Here is a 22,505-nt window from a genome sequence, read left to right as displayed (position 1 = left end):
AGGCGTCATCTCGAAAGGATGAAGTCCAAGCACGGAGCACTGCCATGACCACACATTCACAATCCGTCGGCCGGCTGTTCAAACTGCGCCATTCAGCCGACGCCACCGATGGGCCGGCAAAAGGGAGCGACGTGTCGGTGGCCAAGATCACCGTCATCGGCGCCATCGCAACGGCGCTCATCGGAGCCGTTCCCGCCGTGTACAACATGATGAAGGACGAGCCCGGTACTGTGGCCATCCCGACGACCCAGACCCAGAGCAATGACCGCGTTTTCGTTGACGATCCGATGGTTCTCAGCGATTCCGGCAAGACGCTGACCATCTCCGGTACGGCGGACCCCTTCGTGGAGACCGTGGGCCTGACGGTCCGTCAGCGCGACACCAAGGCGCCGGTCTTCACGGGCACGACGAATGTCACCGACGGAACGTGGAACCTGGTGGCCACCAGCGACCAGGCGATCGCGCAGCCGCTGGAGGTGAAGGCCTACTACAAGGAGAGGCCCGTCACCATTGCGGGAATCACGAAGGCGTCCTACATCTTCCGGCTGGACCCGCCGACACCGCCGTCGCCTCGACCCGGACAGCAGAATGGCTGTCCGACACCGTCAGCCAATGGCTGCTTCAGCGGCCCCGGCTGGTCGGCGCCGTCGATCTACGAGTCGGAATAGCCCCGGATCAGCCTGAGCTGGCGGCCAGTTCCTGTCCCCGCATGCGCTGCGAGATCACTGTGGTGATCCCGTCACCGCGCATGGTCACACCGTAGAGGGCGTCAGCCACTTCCATGGTCGGCTTCTGGTGAGTGATCACGATCAGCTGGGACTTCTCCCTCAACTGCTCGAACAGGCTGATCAGCCGGCGCAGGTTCACGTCGTCGAGCGCGGCCTCGACCTCGTCCATCACGTAGAACGGGGACGGACGGGCCCGGAAGATCGCCACCAGCATGGCCACCGCGGTCAACGACTTCTCACCGCCGGACAGCAGCGAGAGTCGCTTGATCTTCTTGCCCGGCGGCCTGGCCTCGACTTCGATTCCCGTGGTGAGCATGTCGGCGGGATTGGTGAGCAGAAGCCGTCCCTCACCACCGGGGAACAGGGTGGAGAACACCTGCTCGAACTCGCGCTCCACATCGACATAGGCCTCGGTGAACACCTGCAGAATCCGGGTGTCGACATCGGCGATCACATCGAGCAGATCACTGCGCGCGGCCTTGACGTCCTCAAGCTGCGTCGAGAGAAAGTTGTAGCGTTCTTCCAGCGCGGCAAACTCTTCCAGGGCAAGCGGATTCACGCGGCCCAGCTCCGAGAGCTCACGTTCGGCCTTCTTGGCCCGCCGCTCCTGGGTGGGCCGGTCGAATGGCATCGGCGCGGGCGCCATGACCTGCTCGCCCCGCTCACGGGCCTGCTCGTACTCTGCCATCTCCAAGTCGCTGGGCGGCAACGCGATCTGTGGGCCGTATTCGGCGATCAGATCCGCCGCGGGCATCCCGAACTGCTCGAGCACCTGTGCCTCAAGCTGCTCGATACGAAGTGACGCTTGCGCTTTGGCCATCTCGTCGCGGTGCAGGGCATCGGTGAGTCGGGTGATCTTCGCGTTGAGTTCGGTGACCGTCTCGCGCACCTGGGACAGCGATGTGGCACGCAGTTGACGCTCGGTGGCCAGCTCGTCACGCATCCGCGACGCCACCGCCACCACCGCACTCAACCGTTGGGCCACAACACGTCCCGCCTCGGACACCGCGGCGGCGACCCGCGCCGCATGTTCACGGGCCTCACGGGCACGCTGCGCCCGCACCCGGGCCTCGCGCTCGGCAGCGGCGGCCCGGCGCAGTGAATCAGCGCGTCCGCGAACCGCATTCGCGCGTTCCTCGGCGGTACGGACCGACAGCCGGGCCTCCACCTCGACCGAACGAGCCGCCTCGGCAGCGGCCATCGAGGCCTGCCGGTCAACAGGCTCGGCCTCGAACATCGGAAGCTGTTCGGCATTGTGCAGCCGCGACTCAAGTTCGGTGAGTTCCTCGACCGTCTTGGTGCGTCCGGCCTCAAGCTCGTCGCGTTGGCGGATCAACCGCTGCCACTCGTCACCGGCGCCGCGGGCCTCCTGCCCCAAGCGGCCCAGTTGCTCGTAGATGGCCGAGATCGCGGAGTCGGATTCGTTGAGCGCGGCCATCGCCTCTTCGGCCGCCTCCTGTCGGGCGGCCTGCTCGGTCAACGCACCCGACAATGCGGCCGCCAGCTCACCGGTCTGCCGCTCGACGATCTCCAGTTCGCGTCGGGCCTTGTCGATCTCGGAACTGATCTCAAGTGTGGAGGGCTTGCGGTCGGACCCGCCGCTGATCCAGCCGGCACCGACCAGATCACCGTCGGCGGTCACCGCACGCAGGTCCGGGCGCGCCGAAACCAGTTGCACGCCGGCGGGCAGATCGCTGACCACGGCCACCCCGGCCAGCATCGCGGTGATCGCCCCACGCAGCCGGTCCGGGACGCTGACCACGTCGTTGGCCCAGATCGCGCCGTCGGGAAGCGTGCCCGACGGGGCTGAGCCGTTGACCTTCCAGTCCCCCAGCAACAGAGCGGCCCGCCCGCCGTCGGACTCCTTGAGCGCGGCGACGGCGGCGGCGGCCACACCGAAATCTTCGGCGGCCAGCGCGTCGGCGGCCGCCCCGAGAACCGTGGCCACTGCTACCTCATGACCCGGCTGGACTTTCAGGTATTCCCCGATGGAGCCGAAAAGCCCTGAGCCACTGTGGTTCTTCTGCAACCAGGCGGCACCGTCACGCCGGTCGAGGCTGACGGAGAGCGCCTCGATGCGGGCCCGTAGCGAGGCGACCTGCCGTTCGGCGGCACGCTCGGCCGACTGCAGTTCGGCCACCCGTTCGTCGGCGATCCGCAGAGCCGCCACCGAGCGGTCGTGCTGCTCGTCCAGACCCACTTCTCCGGCATCGAGTTCGCTGACCCGGCTCTGCACGGTCTCGAACTCGGCCTGTGTCAGTTGGGCTTTGGTGGCTGCTTCCTCGATGTTGACCGACATCCGCATGACCCCGTCGTCGATCGACTCGACGCGGGTGCGCATGGTGTCGACCTGCCCGGACAACCGGGCCAGCCCTTCACGGCGGTCGGCTTCGGCCCGCGCCGCGGCCAGATGCGCCCGTTCGGCCTCGGCGGCGAGTTGCTCACGCTCGGCGAGCTCGACCCGGGCGCTCTCCAAGACGATGCGCGACTCCTCGAGCTCACCGAGCAGCTCCATCTCGAGCTCGGCAACCTCGTTCGCCTCGGCCTCCAGGGCCTCGGGGTCCTGCCCCGTGGAAACCTCCGTCTCGGCTTCGAACAGCTGCGCCCGGTCGGTCGCGATCCGCACAGTGGCGCTCACCCGTTCGGCCAGTGCCGAGGCCCGGAACCAGGTCTGCTGGGCAGCCTCGGCGCGGCGGGTCAGTTCGGCCACCGCGGCCTCGTGTGCCTGCAGTTCGACGGTCGAGGTTTCCAGCTGAACGGTCGCCTCGTCATGCTCGCGACGCAGTGTGGTCTCGGCCTGGTTCGTGTTGTGGAATTCGACCTGCCTTCTGACCAGGTCGTCGGCGGCCAGGCGCAGCCGGGCGTCGCGCAGATCGGCCTGGATCGTCGCCGCCCGGCGCGCCATCTCGGCCTGGCGGCCCAACGGCTTGAGCTGACGGCGCAACTCTGTGGTCAGGTCGGTCAGCCGGGCCAGGTTCGCGGCCATCGAGTCGAGCTTGCGGACCGCTTTTTCCTTGCGCTTACGGTGCTTGAGAACCCCGGCAGCCTCCTCGATGAAGGCGCGGCGGTCCTCGGGACGCGATTCCAGGATCTCGGCGAGCTTGCCCTGGCCGACGATGACGTGCATCTCGCGGCCGATGCCGGAGTCGCTCAGCAGCTCCTGCACGTCCATCAATCGGCAACTGCTGCCGTTGATCTCGTATTCGCCTGCGCCGTCACGGAACACCCGGCGGGTGATCGACACCTCCGAGTATTCGATCGGCAGCGCGTTGTCGGAGTTGTCGATGGTCAGCGTCACCTCGGCGCGGCCCAGCGGTGCCCGTGAGGACGTGCCGGCGAAGATGACGTCCTCCATCTTGCCGCCGCGCAGCGTCTTGGCGCCCTGCTCTCCCATCACCCAGGTCAGGGCGTCGACGACGTTCGACTTGCCCGATCCATTGGGGCCGACGACGCAGGTGATCCCGGGTTCGAAGCGCAGAGTCGTCGGCGAGGCGAAAGACTTGAAGCCTTTCAGCGTCAGACTCTTGAGGTGCACGGAGTCAAACCCTACCGCCGACCCGGCTACCGTTCGATGAACCCCGCCATCGGGGCGTCGGCATCCGCCCAATCTGCGACGACGTGATCCACCGACCCCGGGGTTTCCCCGCTCTGTAGCAGCTCGAGCAATCGCTGGCATTTCCCGCGTGGCCCTTGCGCCACCACATGCACCCGGCCGTCGGGCCGATTCGAAGCAAACCCGGTCAGGCCGAGTTCCAGCGCGCGCGACCGGGTCCACCACCGAAACCCCACGCCTTGCACATGGCCATGCACCCAGGCGCTCAGACGCACCTCGGTGTCGGGCCCGGCGGGGAGTTCCGGTCCATTCATCGCGTGGCGACCTCGAATTTCACCTCGGTGCCGGATTTGAGGGTGCGGCCCACCGTGCAGACCTGGTCGATGGCGCGCTCGACGACGGTCAACACGCGGGCCACCTCGGCCTCCGAAAGGCCCGATACGTCGATTTCGAGTTTCTCCTCCAGCAGCGGGTAGCGCTCCTGCTCCCGGTCGGGCGGTCCCGACACCCGGATCGTCGCCGGGTAGTCGTCACCCAGGCGCCGGCGCAGGGGCTGGTCACTGGACATTCCGCTGCACGCCGCCAGGGCGATCTTCATCAGCTCCCCCGGGGTGAACACGCCCTCGACGTCCTCACTGCCCACGAGTACCTCTGCACCGCGCGAACTGCGTCCGACATACCTGCGCACACCGGTGCGGTCAACCCAAAGTTCGGTCATGCGGTATTTCTACACGCCGCGATACGCAGTTATTCCAGGGGTAATCGCCGTCGGATCGGTCAACTGCCCCCCGTTGGACACGGCGGCGACACAGGCAGCGACGATAGACTCGGCACACCGACATCGCTGAGGAGCACTGTGACCTATCCGCCGAGCAATCCGCCCACCCCGCCGTCGGGAGCGCCCGGGCCGTGGCAGCAGCCGTACCAGCAGCCGGGCGGGCCAGAGGGATATCCGAACACTGCCGGAAACCCCGAGCAGCAGCCGTACGGCTCCCCTTACGGGGCACCTCAGCAGCCACAACAGCCGTACGGCTCACCGTATGGAGCGCCGCAACAGCCTCAGCCTCCATATGGAGCGCCTTACGGTGCACCCCAGCCGTACGGGGCGCCCTACGGAGCCCAGCAGCCCTACGGGGCGCCGCAGTCGCCGTACGGATACCCCACCCCGCAGCCGCCCGGCGGCGGCAACCGCATGTGGTTGGCGATCGGCGCCGCCGTACTGGCCGTGGTGGTCATTGTCGGCGGCGTCCTGATCTTCGCGTTGAACGGCGATTCGGGTTCGAGCGGGGGCCGCAACAGCGCAGGCTCGTCGCAGTCCTCCGGTTCCAGCGATGCCGAGAAAGAGGTGCGGGCTTTCCTCGACGAGGTGATGTCGAGTTCCGGTGACCTCAAAGAGGCCCTGCCTTACTTCTGCCAGGCGGATCAGGACCTGTTCAAGAAGATCGGCGGCCTGGACGCGATCGACATTCCGAAGACAACCGACAGCAGCGGGTCGGCGGAGATCACCAAGATCACGGTGAACGGCAGCAAGGCCACCGTCGACATCTCGAGCAGCGCGGGCCCCGGCAAGTTGTACCTGCGCAAGGAAAGCGGATCGTGGAAGATCTGCATGTCCGACATGCCGGGCATGCCCAGCATGCCCTGATCTGCTTCCGATGAGGCTCGGGTCAGCCCCGCGGACGGGGCTGACACTTCGGGCAGTAGAACGATGACCGGTTCATGAATTTGTCGCGGCGCATGACCGCGCCGCACCGTCGGCACGGCTCCCCTTCGCGGCCGTAGGCATCCAATGACCGCTCGAAATAACCGGATTCGCCGTTGACATTCACGTACAGCGAATCGAACGAGGTGCCGCCCTGACCCAACGCATCGGTCATAACGTCCGCGGCTGCATCGAGTAGCTCCCCCAGCCGACGCCGGGTCAGCAGCGCAGCGGTCCTGGCGCCGTTGACCTTGGTCCGCCACAGTGCCTCGTCGGCGTAGATGTTGCCGATACCGGACACCACAGTCTGGTCGAGCAGCTGCCTCTTGATCTCAGAATGCTTGTGCCGCAACACGGTAACCACCTTGTCGCGGTCAAAGCGCGGGTCGAGCGGATCGCGTGCCACGTGCGCGACCGGTTGCGGCACGGCGGTGCCGTCGACCGTCACCAATTCGGCCAGCTGCCAGCCGCCGAACGTACGCTGGTCGACGAAACTCAGCGCCGTGCCGTCGTCGAGCAGCGCGGCGATCCGCAGATGCCGGTCATCACGGATCGGCCCCAGCAGCATCTGGCCGCTCATCCCCAGATGCACCACCAACGCTTCGGTCTCGTCCTGATCGTCGTCGTCGGCCAGCGTCAACCAGAGATACTTACCGCGACGTCCCGTTCCGGTGATACGGGCCCCGAGGAGTCGGGCGGTCAGGTCGGCGGGACCGGCCTCGTGCCGACGGACGGCACGCGGATGATGCACGCGTACCGCCGAAATTGTTTTGCCCGCAACATGTTCCTGCAGCCCGCGGCGGACGACCTCTACCTCTGGCAGCTCGGGCATCGGTGCTCACGCATTGTCGAGTGCGGTCCACGCCGCGGCCGCGGCCTTGAGCTCGGCCTCTTTCTTGTTGCGCCCGACGCCCCTGCCGTATTCGACATCGGCCACCACCACGGCAGCCGAGAATTCCTTGTCGTGATCGGGCCCGGTGGAGGTCACCACATAGGTGGGCGCACCGAGCCCGCGCGAGGCGGTCAACTCCTGCAGGCTGCTCTTCCAGTCCAACCCGGCTCCGAGCGTCGGCGCGGTATCGAGCAGCTCACCGAACAACCGCAGGATGACCTCACGGGCAGTAGTCAGGCCGTGCTCCAGATAGATTGCGCCGAGCAGGGATTCGACGCCATCGGCAAGAATGCTGGACTTGTCGGCCCCGCCGGAGTTCTCTTCGCCCTTGCCCAGGAACAGGTGGCTGCCCAGCCCGCCTTCGGTGAGCCCACGGCCGACATCGGCCAGTGCCTGGGTGTTGACGATGCTGGCGCGAAGCTTGGCCAGATCACCTTCGGAGCGTTCGGGGTGGCGGTGGTAGAGCTCCTCGGTGATCGTCAACCCCAGTACGGCATCTCCGAGGAACTCCAACCGCTCGTTGGTGGGAAGGCCGCCGTTCTCGTACGAGTAACTGCGATGCGTCAATGCGATGGTGAGCAGTTCGGCGGGGATATCGACGCCCAGCGCGGCCAGCAGCGCCGCGTGTGAATCGGTCACTTCTTGCCCCCGGGCTGCTCGTCGTCGGGCAGCATGGCGGCCAGCTTGGCCCAGCGGGGATCGATCTTGTCGTGGTGATGGCCCGGCTCTGCGGTGGCCAGCGCGACCCCGCAGTCGGGGCACAGCCCGGGGCAGTCCGGACGGCACAACGGGGAGAACGGCAACGCCATTCCGACGGCATCGATGATCGGCTGTTCCAGGTCGACGGTGTCGGCCTGACCCGAGGCGCCCACCCGGCCCATCTCGTCGGCCTCGGTGGTCTCGTCGGTGGCGCTGTCCGGGTACGCATACAACTCGGTGAGGTCGATCTCGACGTCGCCGGTGAGCTTGGTCAGGCAGCGCGCGCACTCACCGACCGTGGGCGCCGATACGGTCCCACTGACCAGCACGCCCTCGGATACCGACTGCAGTTGCAGGTCGAGTTCGAGCGGTGCGCCTTTCTCGATGGCGACCAGCTCGGCCCCGATCCGCACGGGACTCGGCACCGTCTCCTGGTGTGCCAGGAACGAACCCGGCCGCCGGCCGAGTCGCGAGACGTCGATCACCAGCGGCGATCGGGCACCTCCGCGCCGTTCAGGCCCTCCCCGCCCAGCCGATTTCGCATGCGTCGCCATGCATCGATCCTACGGCGGGGTCTGACCACACCACGACGCAGTGCGCCGACCGCCACCCACGGTCGTCAGCGGGTGGCGTAGTCGTGCGTTCCCGCAGTCGTGCGTAGCTGGTGACGTCCGCGGCCGACGGAGCGCAGCGTGCCGTTGAGGAAGTCCTCGAACTCGGCCAGTTTGCTGTCGACGTAGATGTCGCACTCGCCGCGCAGCCGATCGGCTTCGGCATGTGCCGCGTCGATGAGCCGGGTGGCCTCGGCGGTGGCGGTCGAGACGATCTCGGTCTGCGACACCAGACGCTGCTGCTCCTTGATGCCCTCTTGCACGGCCTTCTCGTAGGAGATGTTGCCGTTCTCGGTCAGCCGATCGGCCTCGGCCTTGGCCCGGCCGGTGCTCGCGTCGTACTCCCGCTTCGCCGCGGCCGCGAGCCGCGCTGCCTCTTCGCGCGCCTCCCCGACCATGCGCTCGCTGTGCTGACGGGCCTCGGCGACCATCCGATCGGCCTGTGCCTTCGCGTCGGACAGCAACCGGTCGGCCTCGCCCCTGGCGTGATTGAGCATGCCGTCGGCGTCGGCGTTCGACTTGCCCATCACCGACTCGCAGTGTTCCTTGGCCTCGCGCAGCAGCGAATCACGCGCATCCAGCACGTCCTGTGCGTCGTCGAGCTCACCGGGGATCGCGTCCTTGATGTCGTCGATCAGCTCGAGGACATCACCGCGGGGCACCACGCAGCCGGCCGTCATCGGCACACCGCGCGCTTCTTCGACGATCGCGCCGAGCTCGTCGAGCGCTTCAAAAACTCGGTACACGGCAAAACCCTCCAGGTCGTCGTTGTCAGTGACCAGTGTGCCTGGTGTTACGCCTGTGACTTGGGAGCACAATCGGTGTGTCGCCGACGGGCTTGCTCACCTGGGTTTGCCGCTTTTGCTGCCCAACGTGGGCTGATGTGCGAATTGCCGACCTCGACGGGGCTAGCGGTTGAGCTTCTCCTGCAGCCTGCGATTGACCGGTTCGGGCAGCAACGCCGAGACGTCACCACCGAGGGTGGCCACTTCCTTGGCCAGTGACGACGAGACGAACGAGTACTGCGGGGTGGTGGCCACGAAGAAGGTATCGACGCCGGCGACGTGCTTGTTCATCTGCGCCATCTGGAGCTCGTACTCGAAGTCGGTGCCGGTGCGCAGACCCTTGACGATCGCGGTCAGGCCGCGGTCCTTGACGAAGTCGACCACCAGACCCTGACCCGACTCGACCCGAAGGTTGGGCAGATGCGTGGTCGATTCGGCGATCATCGCCATTCGCTCGTCGAGGTCGAACATTCCCTTTTTGTTGGGATTCACCAGAATCGCCACCACAACCTCGTCGAACTGCGCTGCCGCACGCTCGAAGATGTCGATATGGCCAAGGGTCACCGGGTCGAAGGAGCCGGGACATACCGCGCCACTCATGGGTGACGACGCTACAGGCCCCGTCGCCGCGACCGACCTGCTAGCCCACTTCGGCGAGTTCGACGCGGGTGTCACCGTAGCGGCGGGCACTCAACGCATCCCAGCCTTCCGGCCAGCTCACCGGCCGGCTCGACGACCGTCGCTCCACCAGGACGAGGGTGCCCGCGGCGACCCAACCGGCAGCGACCAGCGTTGTGAGCATCGCGTCGACCGCGGCGTCACCGAGGTCGTACGGCGGGTCGGCGAACACCAGATCGACCGGCCGCGTGGCACCCCCGGCCAACACCACGTCGACGTTGCCCCGGCGCACCGCCGCGTTCCGCACGCCCAGCGCGGTGACGTTCTCGGCGATGACCGCGGCCGCCCGCGCATCCGCCTCGACAAAGGTGGCCGACGTCGCACCACGCGAAAGTGCTTCCAGCCCAAGCGCCCCCGAGCCGGCGTACAGATCCAGCACCGACAGTCCGGCGAAATCCAGCCGCGCCGTCAAGGCGTTGAACACGGCTTCGCGGACCCGATCTGAAGTCGGCCGGGTACCGCTGCGGGGCACCGCAATCCGACGGCCTCCGAGCGCGCCCGCAATGATGCGGGTCAGGTCGATTCCCCGGTTGCTTCGCTCCGGCCCGCCGAACCGGTTACCACGACCAGCAGGTCGCCGCCCTCGACCTGGGCGGTGGCGGCCACCGCGACACGTTCGACGGTGCCGGCCTTGGGCGCGGTGATGGCGGCTTCCATCTTCATCGCCTCGATGGTGGCGATGGTGGCGCCGGCCTCGACCGTGTCGCCTGCGGCCACACCGACGGTGACCACACCGGCGAACGGCGCCGCGACATGGTCGGGGTTGTTGCGGTCGGCCTTCTCGGCGGCAGGAACCTCGCTGGCGATGCTGCGGTCGCGCACCGTGATCGGACGCAGTTGCCCGTTGAGGATGCACATCACCGTGCGCATGCCGCGCTCGTCGGCATCGGAGATCGCCTCCAGTCCGATCAGCAACTGCACACCGCGCTCCAGCTCGACCCGGTGCTCCTCGCCGTAGCGCAGCCCGTAGAAGAACTGATTGGCACTCAGTCCGGAGGTGTCACCGTAGGTCTCGCGGTGTGTCTCAAACTCCTTGGTCGGCGCCGGGAACAGCAACCGGTTCAACGCCGCCTGACGTTTCGGTCCGGGCGCAGCCAGCAGTGCCTCGTCCTCGACCGAGAGTTCCTGGATCGGCTTGGCCGGCCCCCGGCCCTCAAGTGCCTTGGTGCGCAACGGCTCCGGCCATCCACCCGGCGGGTCACCGAGCTCACCGCGCAGGAATCCGATCACGCTGTCGGGAATGTCGTATTTGGCGGGATCCGCAGCGAACTCCTGCGCACTGACCCCGGCCCCCACCAACGCCAACGCCAGGTCCCCCACCACCTTGCTCGACGGGGTCACCTTCACCAACCGGCCCAGCACCCGATCGGCGGCGGCATAGGCGGTCTCGATCTCCTCGAACCGATCCCCCAAACCGAGTGCGATCGCCTGCTGTCGCAGATTGCTCAGCTGCCCGCCGGGGATCTCATGGGTGTAGACCCGTCCCGTGGGAGAAGGCGGACCGGATGCCGCAACATCAAATGGCGCGTACACCTTGCGCAGCGCCTCCCAGTAGGGCTCGAGATCGCAGACAGCGCTCAGCGACAACCCGGTGTCGAACGACGTGTGCGCGGCTGCGGCCACGATCGAGGACAACGCCGGCTGGCTGGTGGTGCCGGCCAACGGCGCCGCGGCACCATCGACCGCGCTCGCGCCGGCCTGCCAGGCCGCCAGATACGTCGCCAACTGCCCACCGGGGGTGTCATGGGTGTGCACATGCACCGGCAGATCGAACCGCGACCGCAAGGCGCCCACCAGCAGGTGCGCCGAATGCGGGCGCAACAGTCCGGCCATGTCCTTGATCGCCAGCACATGTGCGCCGGCGTCGACGATCTGCTCGGCCAGCTTCAGGTAGTAATCCAGCGTGTACAGGTTCTCGCCCGGGTCAGACAGGTCCCCGGTGTAGGACATGGCCACTTCGGCGATGGCGGTGCCGGTCTCGCGGACCGCGTCGATCGCCGGACGCATCGACTCGACGTTGTTGAGCGCGTCGAAGATCCGGAAGATATCTATGCCGGTCGCCGCTGCTTCTTCTACAAACGCCTCAGTCACCAACTCCGGATACGGCGTGTATCCCACGGTGTTTCGACCCCGCAGCAGCATCTGCAGACAGATGTTGGGCACCGCCTCACGCAGGGCGGCCAGCCGCTCCCACGGATCTTCCTTCAAAAACCGGAGCGCCACATCGTAGGTCGCGCCACCCCAACACTCGATGGACAACAACTGCGGCATCATCCGCGCCACATAGGGCGCGACCTTGAGCAACCCCGTCGACCGCAGCCGAGTGGCCAACAACGACTGATGCGCATCACGGAACGTCGTATCGGTGACCCCGAGAGCTTTGCTGTCGCGCATCCACGCCGCGAACCCCTCGGGCCCCAACTCGATCAGACGCTGCTTGGACCCCGCCGCCGGCACCGTCGACAGATCCAACGCAGGCAACTTGTCCTGCGGATACACCGCCGAGGGCCGCTCACCGTTGGGCTTGTTCACCGTGACATCGGCCAGGTAGTTCAAGATCTTCGTGCCGCGGTCGGCAGGCGTGTGCGCGGTCAGAAGCTGCGGACGGTCATCGATGAACGACGTGGTGACCCGTCCGGCCCGGAAATCGGGATCCTCGATCACGGCCTGCAGGAACGGAATGTTCGTCGACACGCCGCGGATGCGGAACTCCGCCAGCGCGCGGCGGGCCCTCGCCACCGCAGTGGAGAAATCACGCCCGCGGCAGGTCAGCTTGACCAGCATCGAGTCGAAGTGCGCCAGTACCTCGGCCCCGACATTGGTGCCGCCATCCAGGCGGACACCCGCACCCCCGGGTGACCGGTAGGCGGTGATCCGGCCGGTGTCCGGACGGAATCCGTTGGCCGGATCCTCGGTGGTGATCCGGCACTGCATCGCGGCCCCGCGAATGACCAGCGAGTCCTGGCTCAAACCCAGATCGGCCAGCGTCTCCCCCGCCGCGATCCGCAGCTGCGAACCGACCAGGTCCACATCGGTGATCTCCTCGGTCACCGTGTGCTCCACCTGAATTCGTGGATTGCACTCGATGAACACGTGATGCCCACGCTCGTCGAGCAGGAACTCCATGGTGCCCGCACAGCTGTAGCCGATCTGGCGGGCCAGAGCCACCGCATCCGCGCAAATCCGCTCGCGCAGCGCAGGATCCAGGTTCGGCGCCGGCGCCAGCTCGATCACCTTCTGGTGGCGCCGCTGCACACTGCAATCCCGCTCGAACAGGTGCATCACATTGCCCTGCGTGTCGGCCAGGATCTGCACCTCGATGTGGCGCGGGTTGATGACGGCCTGCTCCAGGTACACCTCGGGATCGCCGAACGCCGACTCGGCCTCGCGCGAAGCCGCCTCCACCGCCTCGGGCAGCGCCTCGGGATCGGTCACCCGGCGCATACCGCGCCCACCGCCACCGGACACCGCCTTGACGAACAACGGGAACTCCATATCCCGTGCCGCAGCGACCAATTCATCCACCGACGACGACGGTGCCGAGGACGCCAGCACCGGCAGGCCCGCTGCCCGCGCGGCGTCGATCGCCCGCGCCTTGTTACCGGTCAATTCCAGAACCTGCGCCGAGGGCCCCACAAACGTGATGCCCGCCTCCGCACACGCCGAAGCCAATTCCGGATTCTCCGACAGGAACCCGTAACCCGGATACACCGCATCCGCACCCGAATGCTTGGCGACCCTGATGATCTCCTCAACAGACAGGTACGCCCGTACCGGATGGCCGATCTCGCCGATCTGATACGACTCGTCGGCCTTCAGGCGGTGCAGCGAATTGCGGTCCTCATACGGATACACCGCCACCGTCGCGATGCCCATCTCATAAGCAGCGCGAAACGCACGGATCGCGATCTCGCCACGATTGGCGACTAACAGCTTGGAAATCACGGGTAGACCTAACCGACAAGTTATTTCGGAAGTGTTACAGCAGCGTTGACCAGTATTCCCAGAAACGCACCAAGATCAACAGCACAAGTGAGGTGAACCAGAGTGCCACCAGCGACCACCGCCACTGGTAGATCGCCCGGGCGACCGCGTTGGTGTGCAGCGGTCGAAGCGCGATGGAACTCGTGACCACGAGCAGCGGGATCGTCACCGACCACACGACCATGCAGTACGGGCACAGCGCCCCGATGCGGTAGAGACTCTGGAAGATCAGCCAGTGCACCATGACCGCACCGAGCAGGCTCCCAGCCGCCATCCCCGCCCAGTACCACCGGGGCAGCCGAACGCCTGCCAGCGCCAGCACGCCGGTGGCCAGGGTCACCGTGAACGCGACCACCCCGATCAGCGAGTTGGGGAACCCGAAGACCGATGCCTGCCAGGTGGTCATCACCGAGCCGCAGGAGATGACCGGGTTGATGCTGCACGACGGCACATAATTCGGATCGATCAACAGCTCGATCTTCTCGACCGTCAGCGCCAGTGCCGCCGCCAGCCCGAGGACACCGGCGATAAGTATCCAGATCGCAGCGGGCTTGCCGACAGCGACGCCCGGGGCCTTCTCGGCCCCGGAATCGCCGAGTTCGTCGAGCTCGGGCGCTGCGGCGTCACTCATGGGTGGGCCGGAGCGGGGGCTGCCGGTGCGCCGGGCGCGGGTGCGGGGGCCGCCGGTGCGCCGGGTGCAGGAGCGGGCGCGGCCGGTGCGGGAGCGGGGCCGTTCAGCGCCGGCAGGTCACCGACGATCTCCTTGACCTTGGCGATCAGCGCGTCGGGCGTGCTGGGGCTGTAGTCCTCACCGTTGAACTTGACGGTCGGCGTCGAATGGATTTCGGTGGCTGCGGCCATGCCCTGCACCATCTCCACGTAGCGAGCCTTGGTGATGCAGTCGGGGACATCACCGGCGGCACCGGCCTGGCGGGCCAACTCGATGATCCGGGCGTTGTCCGGGTAGACGCCGCCGCCCTCTTCCGGCTGGATCCCGGGCGTGAACAGCGCGGAGTGGAAGCGGCGGAACGCGTCATTGGACTCGTCGGCGACGCAGTAGGCGGCACCCCCGGCCCGGGACGAGTAGCCGTTGCCGGCCTTGTCCAGGATCGCGACCATGTGGTAGTCGACGGCCACGGCGCCCGCGTCGATCAGCTTGTTGATGGTCGGACCGAACTGTTGCTCGAGCATCCCGCAAGCGGGGCACAGGAAATCTTCGTAGAGGCTCAGCGTCACCTTGGGCTCAGATGTCCCCTCTTTGGTGACCACGCTGGGTGCGGCCACGTGGATCGCCCTGGCCTCCCCGGTGGCCGGCCGCTTGTGGCCGGTCGTCACGATGTAGAGCACCAGGCCGACGGCGAACACCACCACCACGGCTGTCAGCCCGATCTGAACGAACAGGTTGCGCTTGCGGTCAGCCGCCTTGAGGTCGTACTTCGCGGTCTTCTTCGGTTTGGCCACGTCGACAAGCGTACCGGCGCCGACAGGTCAGCTTTCGGCGTGGCTGAGATGTGCGCGCAGGGCCGAGATCATTGCGCTCGTCGCGGTGGCACTGCCGCCGCCCAGCGGGAAGAAGTTGGCGAACGCATGGATCATCGACCGTTCTTCGCGCAGGTCCACGACCACCCCGGCATCCTGCATGGCCCTCGCATACCGGTTTCCCTCGTCCCGCAGTGGGTCGAACCCGGCCGTGACCACCAGCGCGGGGGGCAGGCCGGAGAGATCTTCACTGAGCAGCGGTGACACCGCCGGGTCGTTCGCGGACACCTCGGCGCCATCGAGGTAATGCGCGGCAAACCAGTCCATGTCGCGTTTCTGCAGGAAGAAGCCGTCGGAGAACAGCGTCTTGGATCGCGTCTCGCTCGACCAGTCGGTGACGGGGTAGAGCAGCAACTGCAGCGCGGGCAGCGGCAGTTCCGAGTCGCGGGCCTGTTGGGCCACCACGGCAGCCAGGTTGCCGCCGGCACTGTCTCCCCCGACGACGATGCGTGTGGCCCCCAGACCCGCGGCATGGTCGAGCGCCCAGCGATAGGCCGCGTAGGCGTCGTCGACGGCCGCCGGCGCCTTGTGCTCGGGCGCGAGGCGGTAGTCGACGGAGATCACCTGGATGCCACCGTCCCGGCAGATCAGCCGGCACAGGTTGTCATGGGTGTCGAGGTCGCCGATCACGAAACCGCCGCCGTGGAAGTACAGCAACAGCGCCGACGTGCCCGGGGATCCGGTGCCGTCCGGGACGTAGCGTCGCGCCGGGACGGGCCCGGCCGGACCCGGAATCGACATTTCGGTCACATCTGCGCGGATCCGTGCCTTCATCATGGCCGCGGTGGCCCGCAGCGCGGCTCGCGAAACCGCGACGCCGGACTCCGGGCTGTAATCGGCGACCAGGCCTCCGACCCCCGCCGCACGCTGGGCGGCGAGAGTGAATTGGAGCGTGGTGTCCAGGGTGTTGCCGTCGACCACCACCGAACGCCCGCCCAGCAGCAGGCGCTTGGTCCGGTCGGAAATCCGCGGGATCGCCGCCAGGCTGAACTCGGTCGCCCGCTCGAGCACCGCCTGTTTGACCGCCTCCCGGCTGTGGCCACCAGGTCCACCCGGGGCCGGCCCGCCTGGCAGACTTTCAGTCATGGCTGCTCCCTCTGTGAGTCCTCGTGTCACGCTGAACGACGGTAATTCGGTACCGCAAGTCGGGTTGGGGGTTTGGCAGACCCCTGCCGAGGAGACCGTGCGCGCGGTGAGCGCGGCCCTGCAGGCAGGCTATCGGCACATCGATACCGCCGCCGCGTACCGCAACGAGGCCGAAACCGGCCGCGGCCTGGTTGACTCCGGGGTCCCCCGTGAAGACGTGTTCCTGGTGACCAAGCTGTGGAACAGCGATCAGGGATACGACTCGACGCTGGCCGCGTTCGACGCGAGCCTGGAGCGGCTCGGCGTCGACTACCTCGACCTGTATCTGATCCACTGGCCGGTCCCGGCCAACAATGCCTACGTCGACACCTTCAAGGCCTTCGCGCACCTGCGTGATCAGGGCCGGATCCGGTCAATCGGGGTGAGCAACTTCGCGCCCGAACACCTGAATGTGCTGATCGACGCCACCGGCATCGTGCCCGCGGTCAATCAGATCGAATTGCACCCGCTGCTACCGCAACACGAGCTGCGCGAGGTACACGCCAGATTGGGCATCGCCACCGAGGCGTGGAGCCCGCTGGGCCAGGGCTCACTGCTCACCGATCCGGTGATCACCGGCATCGCCGAACGGCACGGTAAAACCCCCGCACAGGTACTGATTAGGTGGCATATACATCTGGGTAATATCGTCATCCCCAAGTCGGTGAACCCCGAGCGGATTGTCAGCAATTTCGACGTGTTCGATTTCGATCTGGACGAGTCGGATATGTCGGCCATCGCCTCGCTGGAGACGGACACTCGCCTGGGACCCGACCCCCGAACCTTCAACTTCACAGGATAGGTGCCATGACCTCCTCCGACGGGGCTGCGATTCCCACCGTCACGCTCAATGACGACCGCACGATCCCGGTCGTCGGCTTGGGTGTCGGCGGACTCTCGGACTCCGAGGCGGAGCGCGTGGTATCGGCGGCACTAGAGGCCGGTCACCGCTTGATCGACACCGCGGCCGCCTATGACAACGAGGCCGGCGTCGGCCGTGCCATTGCGGCCTCGGGGATTCCGCGCGAGGAGATCTCGGTCACCACCAAGCTGGCCATCACCGATCACGGTTTCACGTCGTCCCAGGACGCCGGGCGGGCCAGCCTGGAGCGGCTCGGCCTGGATTACGTGGACCTGTACCTGATTCATTGGCCGGGCAACGACATCGGCAAGTTCGTCGACAGCTGGGGTGGGCTGATGGCGCTCAAGCAGGCCGGACTGGCCCGCTCCACCGGAGTGTCCAACTTCAGCCCCGAGAACCTGTCGACGATCGTCGACCTGACCTTCGTCGCGCCTGCGGTCAACCAGATCGAGCTGCACCCGCTGCTGAATCAGAGTGCCTGGCGTGCCGCCAACGCCCAGTACAACGTCACGACGCAGGCCTACAGCCCGCTCGGCGTCGGCAACCTGCTCGACAACCCGGCCGTCACCGCCATCGCCGAGGCGCACGGCAGAACGCCGGCGCAGGTGCTGATCCGCTGGAGCATCCAGTTGGGCAACAGCGTGATTTCCCGCTCAACCAACCCGGAACGGATCGCCTCCAATCTCGACGTGTTCGGCTTCGAGTTGACCGCCGAGCAGATGGACAGCCTCAGCAGCCTGGACGACGGCACCCGGTTCCGGCCCGACCCGGCGACCTTCACGGGCTAGCCCGTAGGGCAGGTCCCGGCCGCCTCACGCAGGACCCCGGCCGAGGCGGTGTCGACCGGCAGCGCGTACCCGCGCAGCACCTCGACGAACTGCACCGCGTACTGGCACCGAAACGCCAGGTTCGGCGGCATCCAGTGCGCAGGCTCCTGGTCGCCCTTTTCCTGGTTCGGTTTACCGGCCACCGCCAGCAGGTTCGCCGGGTCGTTGGCGAACCGCAACCGCAGGTCGTCGGGCCAGTTCCGGGCGCCCAGGTCCCACGCCAACGCCAGCGGCACGATGTGATCGATCTGCACCGAGGCCCCCGTCTGATTGCCGCGGACGAACGACACCACCGCATTCGTGTACGGGTCGTGCAGCGTGCCGGTCGCCACGGCAGTCGGACACCGTTTGATCGCGACGAACGTCTTGTCGACGAGGTCACGATTGAGAATGTCGTTGCGGGTGTCACAGCCGTTGTGACCACCGGGTGCGCTGTTGTCGTCGTCCCACGACTCGCCGAATGCCGCGCGGCGATAGTCGTTGCCACGCACCCGCACCGGCACTTCGGGCACTCCGGCCAACACATCGACCCCGGCCGCCACGCTGGGCGGTTGGGCCCCGGCGGTGAACCGGACGGAGCGTTGCGTCGACCAGGTCACCTGGATGGCGACGACCACCGCGAGTGCGACGGCTGCGGCCAGCCACCACATCCGGCGGCGGGTCATGCCTTGTCCAGGTACTCGACGCGGTCGGTGTCGACGAATTGCGCTGCCAGCAGTGCCATCCCGGGATCGTCAGGCCGCTTCTCATACACCGACTCGCAGAACTCCCGGGCATCGGTGATCACGCCCAGATGGTCGGCCAGCGACAGGAAGCGCAGATTGATCGTGCGCCCGGATTGGTTGAGCCCCAGCACATCCCCCTCGCGACGCTCCTGCAGATCGAGATCGGCCAGGGCGAACCCGTCGAGCGTGGCGGCGACAGCTTTGATCCGTTCGCCCGCCTTCGAGGTCTCCGGCAGCCGGGTGGCGAGCAGGCACAGGCTGGGATGCTGACCACGACCGATCCGGCCGCGCAGCTGATGGAGCTGACTGATCCCGAACCGGTCGGAATCCATCACCACCATGACCGTGGCATTGGGGACGTCGACGCCGACCTCAATCACCGTGGTGCACACCAGAACATCGATCTCCCCCGCGCGGAACGCGGCCATGACCAGGTCTTTGTCCTCCCCGGACAGCCGGCCGTGCATGAGGCCGAGACGCAACCCCGCCAGAGGTCCTGCGCCGAGTCGGTCGAACAGTTCAAGGACCGTGACCGGTGGGGGCCCGCCTTCGCCGTTGTCCTTGTCGGATTCGTCGATGCGCGAGGCCACCACGTAGGCCTGACGTCCGGCGCCGACTTCCTCACGGATCCGGGCCCAGGCCCGGTCCAGCCAGGTCGGCTTCTGCGTGACGAAGATAGTGTTGGTGGTGATAGGCTGGCGACCGCGGGGAAGCTCACGCAACGTCGAGGTCTCGAGGTCGCCGTAGACGGTCAGTGCCACCGTGCGCGGAATCGGCGTGGCCGTCATCACCAGCAGATGGGGGGTCACCCCGTCACGTGCCTTGGCACGCAAGGTATCCCGCTGCTCCACCCCGAACCGGTGTTGCTCGTCGACCACGACCATCCCGAGGTTGTGGAACTCCACCGCGTCCTGCAGCAGCGCGTGGGTGCCGATGACGATGCCGGCCGCGCCGGAAGCCACTTCGCCGCGAGCCTCACGCTTCTGCTGCGGCGTCATCGAACCAGTCAGCAGCGCAACTCGGGTACCGTACTCGGCGCCACCGAGCTGGCCTGCCATGGCCAGCGGACCCAGGACGTCGCGAACCGACCGGGCATGTTGGGCGGCAAGCACTTCCGTCGGCGCCAGCAGGGCACATTGGTAGCCCGCATCGACCATCTGCAGCATCGCCAGGACCGACACGATGGTCTTGCCCGAGCCCACCTCGCCCTGCAGCATCCGGTTCATCGGCCGCGTCGAGGCCAGCTCATCCGAGATCACGTCGAGCACCTCGGCCTGCCCCTGCGTGAGCGAGAACGGCAGGCGGGTCGACATCTCGGCGGCAAGCCCGTCGGCCCTGCGCGGCGCAACGGGCCCGGATTCGCTGAGCTCGCCGTAGCGCCGGGCCACCAACCCCCACTGCAGACCGATGGCCTCGTCGTAGGTCAGCCGCTCGATGGCCCGATCCCGGTCAGCCGAGTTCTCGGCCAGGTGGATGGCCCGTAGCGCCTCGTCCTCGCTCATCAGATCCCGCTCGCGCACAAATGATTCCGGAAGCGGATCGGCGACGGGGTCCAGCACAGCGAGCACCTGACGCACGCAGGCATAGATGTCCCAGCTCTGCATCTTGGCGCTGGCCGGATAGATTGGGAAGAAGTCGCGCTCGAAGGCCGCCAGCAACTCGTCGCCGGTGGCACCTGAGCTGGTGGCGATCGCCTTCATCGCCTTGCTGCCAGGGGTCTTTCCGGTGGGCGAATCCAGAACCAGGTAGGCCGGATGCGTCAATTGCATTGTGCCCTTGAAGAATCCGACCTCACCCGACAACATGATCCGGGTACCGGTGGGCAGTTGGTCGATCATCCAGCCAGCGTTGAAGAACGTCGCGGTCACCTTGGGCCGGTGTTCTCCCAGGGTGACGCGCAGCCATTTGCGGGCGCGTTTGCCGGGCTGAGCGCGCATCAACCCGTCTTTGGTCTCGGTCACCTCATCGACGAACGTGACGTGTTCGCCTTCCTCGAGGTCCAGCGCATCGTCCTCGCCGCGGACCGACATGCCCTCGCTGTACTTGCGTGGATAGTGGCGCAGCAGGTCGTTGACGGTGCGCAAGCCGAAATTGTCGAAGAGCTTGTCGGCACCCTTTTTGCCGAGGACGAACTCGAGGCGTTCGCCGAGGCTGACCACTACTCCACCCCGATCAGCAGGGCGTCACCGCGGTGGCCCGTGTGATACGTCACCAACTCCGCGCCGAGGTGTGCCCGGTGGACGTGGGCCTGCAGCGCCTTTCCGACCTCATCGTCCACACCGTCACCGGTCAGCACCGTGATCAGCTCTCCGCCGGCCACCATCATCAGATCGATCAACCCTGCGGCCGCGGAGGTGAGATCAGACCCGACGATCAGGACCTCGTCGCCGGCGATGCCGAGCCCGTCACCCGGCTTGCAGGTGCCTGCCCAGGTCAACGCCTCCTCGGTGGCGATCCGCACGGCACCGTGCCGCGCCCCCGCAGCGGCGCGCGCCATGGTGTACCCGTCGTCGACGGCTTGCCGTCCCTCGTCGTGGACGGCCAGCGCCGCCAACCCCTGCACCATCGAACCGGCCGGCACCGGCACCACGTCGATGCCCCAACCGATCGCGGCGGTGCAGCCCGCCACGAGTTCCTCGGCGGCGACATACCCGTTGGGCAACACCATCACCTGGGCCGCCCCCACATCGATCAGGGCACGCAACAACTGTTGCGCATTGATCGGCTCACCCGCTTCGGGCCGCAACACCTGCGCCCCCTCACCGGCGAACAGTTCGACGCCGCCGTCCCCGTCGACCACGGCCAGCACAGCCCGCTCACGGGTCCATCCGCCGGCGGGTCTGACGCCCGCCGCGACGGTCAGCGCGGTGATCTGGATGCGGTTCAGCGACCCCACCGCCAGCCCGGCCTCGACCGCGGCGCCGGCATCGTCGAGATGGACGTGCACGGAGTACTGATCGCTGCCGGAGGCGGCAATGGCGACCGACTCACCCATCTGTTCCAACGCTGCCCGCAGCCCCTCGACAGCGGGCGCGCCGCACCCACTCAGCAGATACATCACCTCGAACTGCGGGGGTGCCGCCGCGGCCGCCAGTGCGGCCTGGGGCGAGGCCGGGGTGTAGACGGGCCGGCGAGGCGCGTGGCCGGCCAGGGTGGTGGTCATCGCGTCGAGCAGCACGAGCAGGCCCCGACCACCGGAATCGACGACCCCGGCCCTGGCCAGCACGTCGAGCTGTTCCGGGGTGCGATCGAGGGCGGCCGATGCGGCCTCACCGGCAGCGGCCGCCACATCAGCGACGTCGCCGCCAGTAGCCGCGCAGCGCTCCCCGGCCTCGGCGGCCGCCTGCAGCACCGACACGATGGTCCCCGGTACGGGCTCACCCATCGAGGCGACGGCCAGGACGGCGGCGTGGCGCAGCGCCGTCCCGAACAGCGCGCCGTCCACCGCGGTGAGATCACCGTCACGCTGGGCCGCCGCGGTGGTGATGACCTCGGCCAGGCCGAGCAGGATCTGGGACAGGATGACCCCGGAGTTGCCGCGGGCCCCCTGCAACGCTCCGGCCGCCAACGCGCTCGCCACTGCCGTGATGTCGGCATCGGCCGGCTCGCCGTCGACGTGCGCCCACGCCGAACGCATCGTGAACAGCATGTTTGTGCCGGTATCGGCATCAGCCACCGGGAACACGTTGAGCCGGTTGATCTCATCGGTGTGCACGATCAGCTCATCGACGGCGGTATGCGCCCAGGCCCGCAGAGCGTGGGCGTCCAACCGCCGAGCCGACATCGGACCTCCCA

General features: G+C 67.2%; 20 protein-coding genes. 4 read left to right on the top strand and 16 right to left on the bottom strand.

Going from position 1 to position 22,505, the window contains the following annotated elements; translation table 11 throughout:
* Positions 1 to 44: 44 nt before the first annotated feature.
* Complete coding sequence (locus tag AC4LGL_RS10400; protein ID WP_491838629.1) at positions 45 to 668, top strand: hypothetical protein; 624 nt, start codon at positions 45 to 47, stop codon at positions 666 to 668.
* Between the two features lie 7 nt (positions 669 to 675).
* On the opposite strand, the gene smc is transcribed toward AC4LGL_RS10400, so the two are convergent.
* Genes smc through AC4LGL_RS10385 form a run of 3 tightly spaced genes read right to left on the bottom strand, consistent with a single transcriptional unit; the run spans position 676 to position 4,999 of the window.
* Complete coding sequence (smc, locus tag AC4LGL_RS10395; protein WP_491838628.1) at positions 676 to 4,263, bottom strand: chromosome segregation protein SMC; 3,588 nt, start codon at positions 4,261 to 4,263, stop codon at positions 676 to 678.
* A 26-nt stretch (positions 4,264 to 4,289) separates the two neighbouring features.
* On the bottom strand, positions 4,290 to 4,595 hold the full coding sequence (locus tag AC4LGL_RS10390; protein ID WP_491838627.1) for an acylphosphatase: 306 nt from the start codon (positions 4,593 to 4,595) through the stop codon (positions 4,290 to 4,292).
* Positions 4,592 to 4,999 carry an OsmC family protein gene (locus tag AC4LGL_RS10385; protein ID WP_135359906.1) on the bottom strand — a complete coding sequence of 136 codons (408 nt, stop codon included), beginning with the start codon at positions 4,997 to 4,999 and terminating at the stop codon, positions 4,592 to 4,594. Before AC4LGL_RS10385 ends, AC4LGL_RS10390 begins: the two co-directional genes overlap by 4 nt.
* A 138-nt stretch (positions 5,000 to 5,137) precedes the next feature.
* On the opposite strand from AC4LGL_RS10385, the gene AC4LGL_RS10380 reads away from it, so the two are divergent.
* Positions 5,138 to 5,926 (top strand): Rv0361 family membrane protein, encoded by a 789-nt coding sequence (locus AC4LGL_RS10380; protein ID WP_491838626.1) that lies wholly within the window; start codon positions 5,138 to 5,140, stop codon positions 5,924 to 5,926.
* Between the two features lie 22 nt (positions 5,927 to 5,948).
* Here AC4LGL_RS10380 and mutM read toward each other — a convergent pair whose 3' ends face one another.
* The 10 genes from mutM to AC4LGL_RS10330 form a co-directional block, all read right to left on the bottom strand.
* Positions 5,949 to 6,815, bottom strand: a complete 867-nt coding sequence (gene mutM, locus AC4LGL_RS10375) for a bifunctional DNA-formamidopyrimidine glycosylase/DNA-(apurinic or apyrimidinic site) lyase (RefSeq protein WP_491838625.1) — start codon at positions 6,813 to 6,815, stop codon at positions 5,949 to 5,951.
* A gap of 6 nt (positions 6,816 to 6,821) precedes the next feature.
* Positions 6,822 to 7,514 carry a ribonuclease III gene (gene rnc, locus AC4LGL_RS10370; RefSeq protein ID WP_055112814.1) on the bottom strand — a complete coding sequence of 231 codons (693 nt, stop codon included), beginning with the start codon at positions 7,512 to 7,514 and terminating at the stop codon, positions 6,822 to 6,824.
* Positions 7,511 to 8,128, bottom strand: a complete 618-nt coding sequence (locus AC4LGL_RS10365) for a YceD family protein (protein WP_491838624.1) — start codon at positions 8,126 to 8,128, stop codon at positions 7,511 to 7,513. The genes rnc and AC4LGL_RS10365 overlap by 4 nt, the downstream gene beginning before the upstream one ends.
* Before the next feature lie 65 nt (positions 8,129 to 8,193).
* Complete coding sequence (gene sepIVA / locus AC4LGL_RS10360) at positions 8,194 to 8,931, bottom strand: cell division protein SepIVA (protein WP_491838623.1); 738 nt, start codon at positions 8,929 to 8,931, stop codon at positions 8,194 to 8,196.
* Positions 8,932 to 9,093: 162 nt separating this feature from the next.
* Positions 9,094 to 9,570, bottom strand: coding sequence for a pantetheine-phosphate adenylyltransferase (coaD, locus tag AC4LGL_RS10355; RefSeq protein ID WP_491838622.1), 477 nt, complete (start codon positions 9,568 to 9,570; stop codon positions 9,094 to 9,096).
* A 40-nt stretch (positions 9,571 to 9,610) separates the two neighbouring features.
* A complete protein-coding gene (gene rsmD, locus AC4LGL_RS10350) occupies positions 9,611 to 10,165 on the bottom strand; it encodes a 16S rRNA (guanine(966)-N(2))-methyltransferase RsmD (protein ID WP_491839322.1) in 555 nt (184 codons plus the stop codon).
* Complete coding sequence (locus AC4LGL_RS10345; RefSeq protein ID WP_491838621.1) at positions 10,162 to 13,593, bottom strand: pyruvate carboxylase; 3,432 nt, start codon at positions 13,591 to 13,593, stop codon at positions 10,162 to 10,164. The genes rsmD and AC4LGL_RS10345 overlap by 4 nt, the downstream gene beginning before the upstream one ends.
* Positions 13,594 to 13,627: 34 nt before the next feature.
* Complete coding sequence (locus AC4LGL_RS10340; protein ID WP_491838620.1) at positions 13,628 to 14,263, bottom strand: vitamin K epoxide reductase family protein; 636 nt, start codon at positions 14,261 to 14,263, stop codon at positions 13,628 to 13,630.
* Positions 14,260 to 15,093 carry a DsbA family protein gene (locus AC4LGL_RS10335; RefSeq protein WP_491838619.1) on the bottom strand — a complete coding sequence of 278 codons (834 nt, stop codon included), beginning with the start codon at positions 15,091 to 15,093 and terminating at the stop codon, positions 14,260 to 14,262. Before AC4LGL_RS10335 ends, AC4LGL_RS10340 begins: the two co-directional genes overlap by 4 nt.
* Before the next feature lie 27 nt (positions 15,094 to 15,120).
* Positions 15,121 to 16,257 (bottom strand): alpha/beta hydrolase, encoded by a 1,137-nt coding sequence (locus AC4LGL_RS10330; protein ID WP_491838618.1) that lies wholly within the window; start codon positions 16,255 to 16,257, stop codon positions 15,121 to 15,123.
* A 13-nt stretch (positions 16,258 to 16,270) separates the two neighbouring features.
* Here AC4LGL_RS10330 and AC4LGL_RS10325 point away from each other — a divergent pair, with 13 nt between their 5' ends.
* The gene (locus AC4LGL_RS10325; RefSeq protein WP_491839321.1) at positions 16,271 to 17,098 is read left to right on the top strand and encodes an aldo/keto reductase; all 828 of its coding nucleotides are present in this window, start codon (positions 16,271 to 16,273) and stop codon (positions 17,096 to 17,098) included.
* Positions 17,099 to 17,103: 5 nt separating this feature from the next.
* Positions 17,104 to 17,946 (top strand): aldo/keto reductase, encoded by an 843-nt coding sequence (locus tag AC4LGL_RS10320; RefSeq protein WP_491838617.1) that lies wholly within the window; start codon positions 17,104 to 17,106, stop codon positions 17,944 to 17,946.
* Here AC4LGL_RS10320 and AC4LGL_RS10315 read toward each other — a convergent pair.
* Genes AC4LGL_RS10315 through AC4LGL_RS10305 form a run of 3 tightly spaced genes read right to left on the bottom strand, consistent with a single transcriptional unit; the run spans position 17,943 to position 22,494 of the window.
* Entirely contained in the window at positions 17,943 to 18,650 is a 708-nt protein-coding gene (locus AC4LGL_RS10315; protein ID WP_491838616.1) for an HNH endonuclease family protein, read from the bottom strand. The genes AC4LGL_RS10320 and AC4LGL_RS10315 overlap by 4 nt on opposite strands.
* Positions 18,647 to 20,869, bottom strand: coding sequence for an ATP-dependent DNA helicase RecG (gene recG / locus AC4LGL_RS10310; RefSeq protein ID WP_491838615.1), 2,223 nt, complete (start codon positions 20,867 to 20,869; stop codon positions 18,647 to 18,649). The genes AC4LGL_RS10315 and recG overlap by 4 nt, the downstream gene beginning before the upstream one ends.
* Positions 20,869 to 22,494, bottom strand: coding sequence for a fatty acid kinase ATP-binding subunit FakA (locus AC4LGL_RS10305; RefSeq protein WP_491838614.1), 1,626 nt, complete (start codon positions 22,492 to 22,494; stop codon positions 20,869 to 20,871). The genes recG and AC4LGL_RS10305 overlap by 1 nt, the downstream gene beginning before the upstream one ends.
* Between the last annotated feature and the right edge of the window lie 11 nt (positions 22,495 to 22,505).

It is taken from the genome of Mycolicibacterium arcueilense (assembly GCF_058536225.1).
Note: the sequence above shows the minus strand (reverse complement) of the source record. Positions and strands in the feature narration are given on the sequence as shown.

Excerpts from the sequence above, each read along its gene's own strand:
- AC4LGL_RS10340 (WP_491838620.1), bottom strand. The coding sequence starts at position 14,263 with ATGAGTGACGCCGCAGCGCCCGAGCTCGACGAACTCGGCGATTCCGGG.
- AC4LGL_RS10400 (WP_491838629.1), top strand. The coding sequence starts at position 45 with ATGACCACACATTCACAATCCGTCGGCCGGCTGTTCAAACTGCGCCAT.
- AC4LGL_RS10320 (WP_491838617.1), top strand. The coding sequence starts at position 17,104 with ATGACCTCCTCCGACGGGGCTGCGATTCCCACCGTCACGCTCAATGAC.
- coaD (WP_491838622.1), bottom strand. The coding sequence starts at position 9,570 with ATGAGTGGCGCGGTATGTCCCGGCTCCTTCGACCCGGTGACCCTTGGC.
- AC4LGL_RS10305 (WP_491838614.1), bottom strand. The coding sequence starts at position 22,494 with ATGTCGGCTCGGCGGTTGGACGCCCACGCTCTGCGGGCCTGGGCGCAT.
- AC4LGL_RS10385 (WP_135359906.1), bottom strand. The coding sequence starts at position 4,999 with ATGACCGAACTTTGGGTTGACCGCACCGGTGTGCGCAGGTATGTCGGA.
- AC4LGL_RS10365 (WP_491838624.1), bottom strand. The coding sequence starts at position 8,128 with ATGGCGACGCATGCGAAATCGGCTGGGCGGGGAGGGCCTGAACGGCGC.
- mutM (WP_491838625.1), bottom strand. The coding sequence starts at position 6,815 with ATGCCCGAGCTGCCAGAGGTAGAGGTCGTCCGCCGCGGGCTGCAGGAA.
- AC4LGL_RS10315 (WP_491838616.1), bottom strand. The coding sequence starts at position 18,650 with ATGACCCGCCGCCGGATGTGGTGGCTGGCCGCAGCCGTCGCACTCGCG.
- AC4LGL_RS10330 (WP_491838618.1), bottom strand. The coding sequence starts at position 16,257 with ATGACTGAAAGTCTGCCAGGCGGGCCGGCCCCGGGTGGACCTGGTGGC.
- AC4LGL_RS10390 (WP_491838627.1), bottom strand. The coding sequence starts at position 4,595 with ATGAATGGACCGGAACTCCCCGCCGGGCCCGACACCGAGGTGCGTCTG.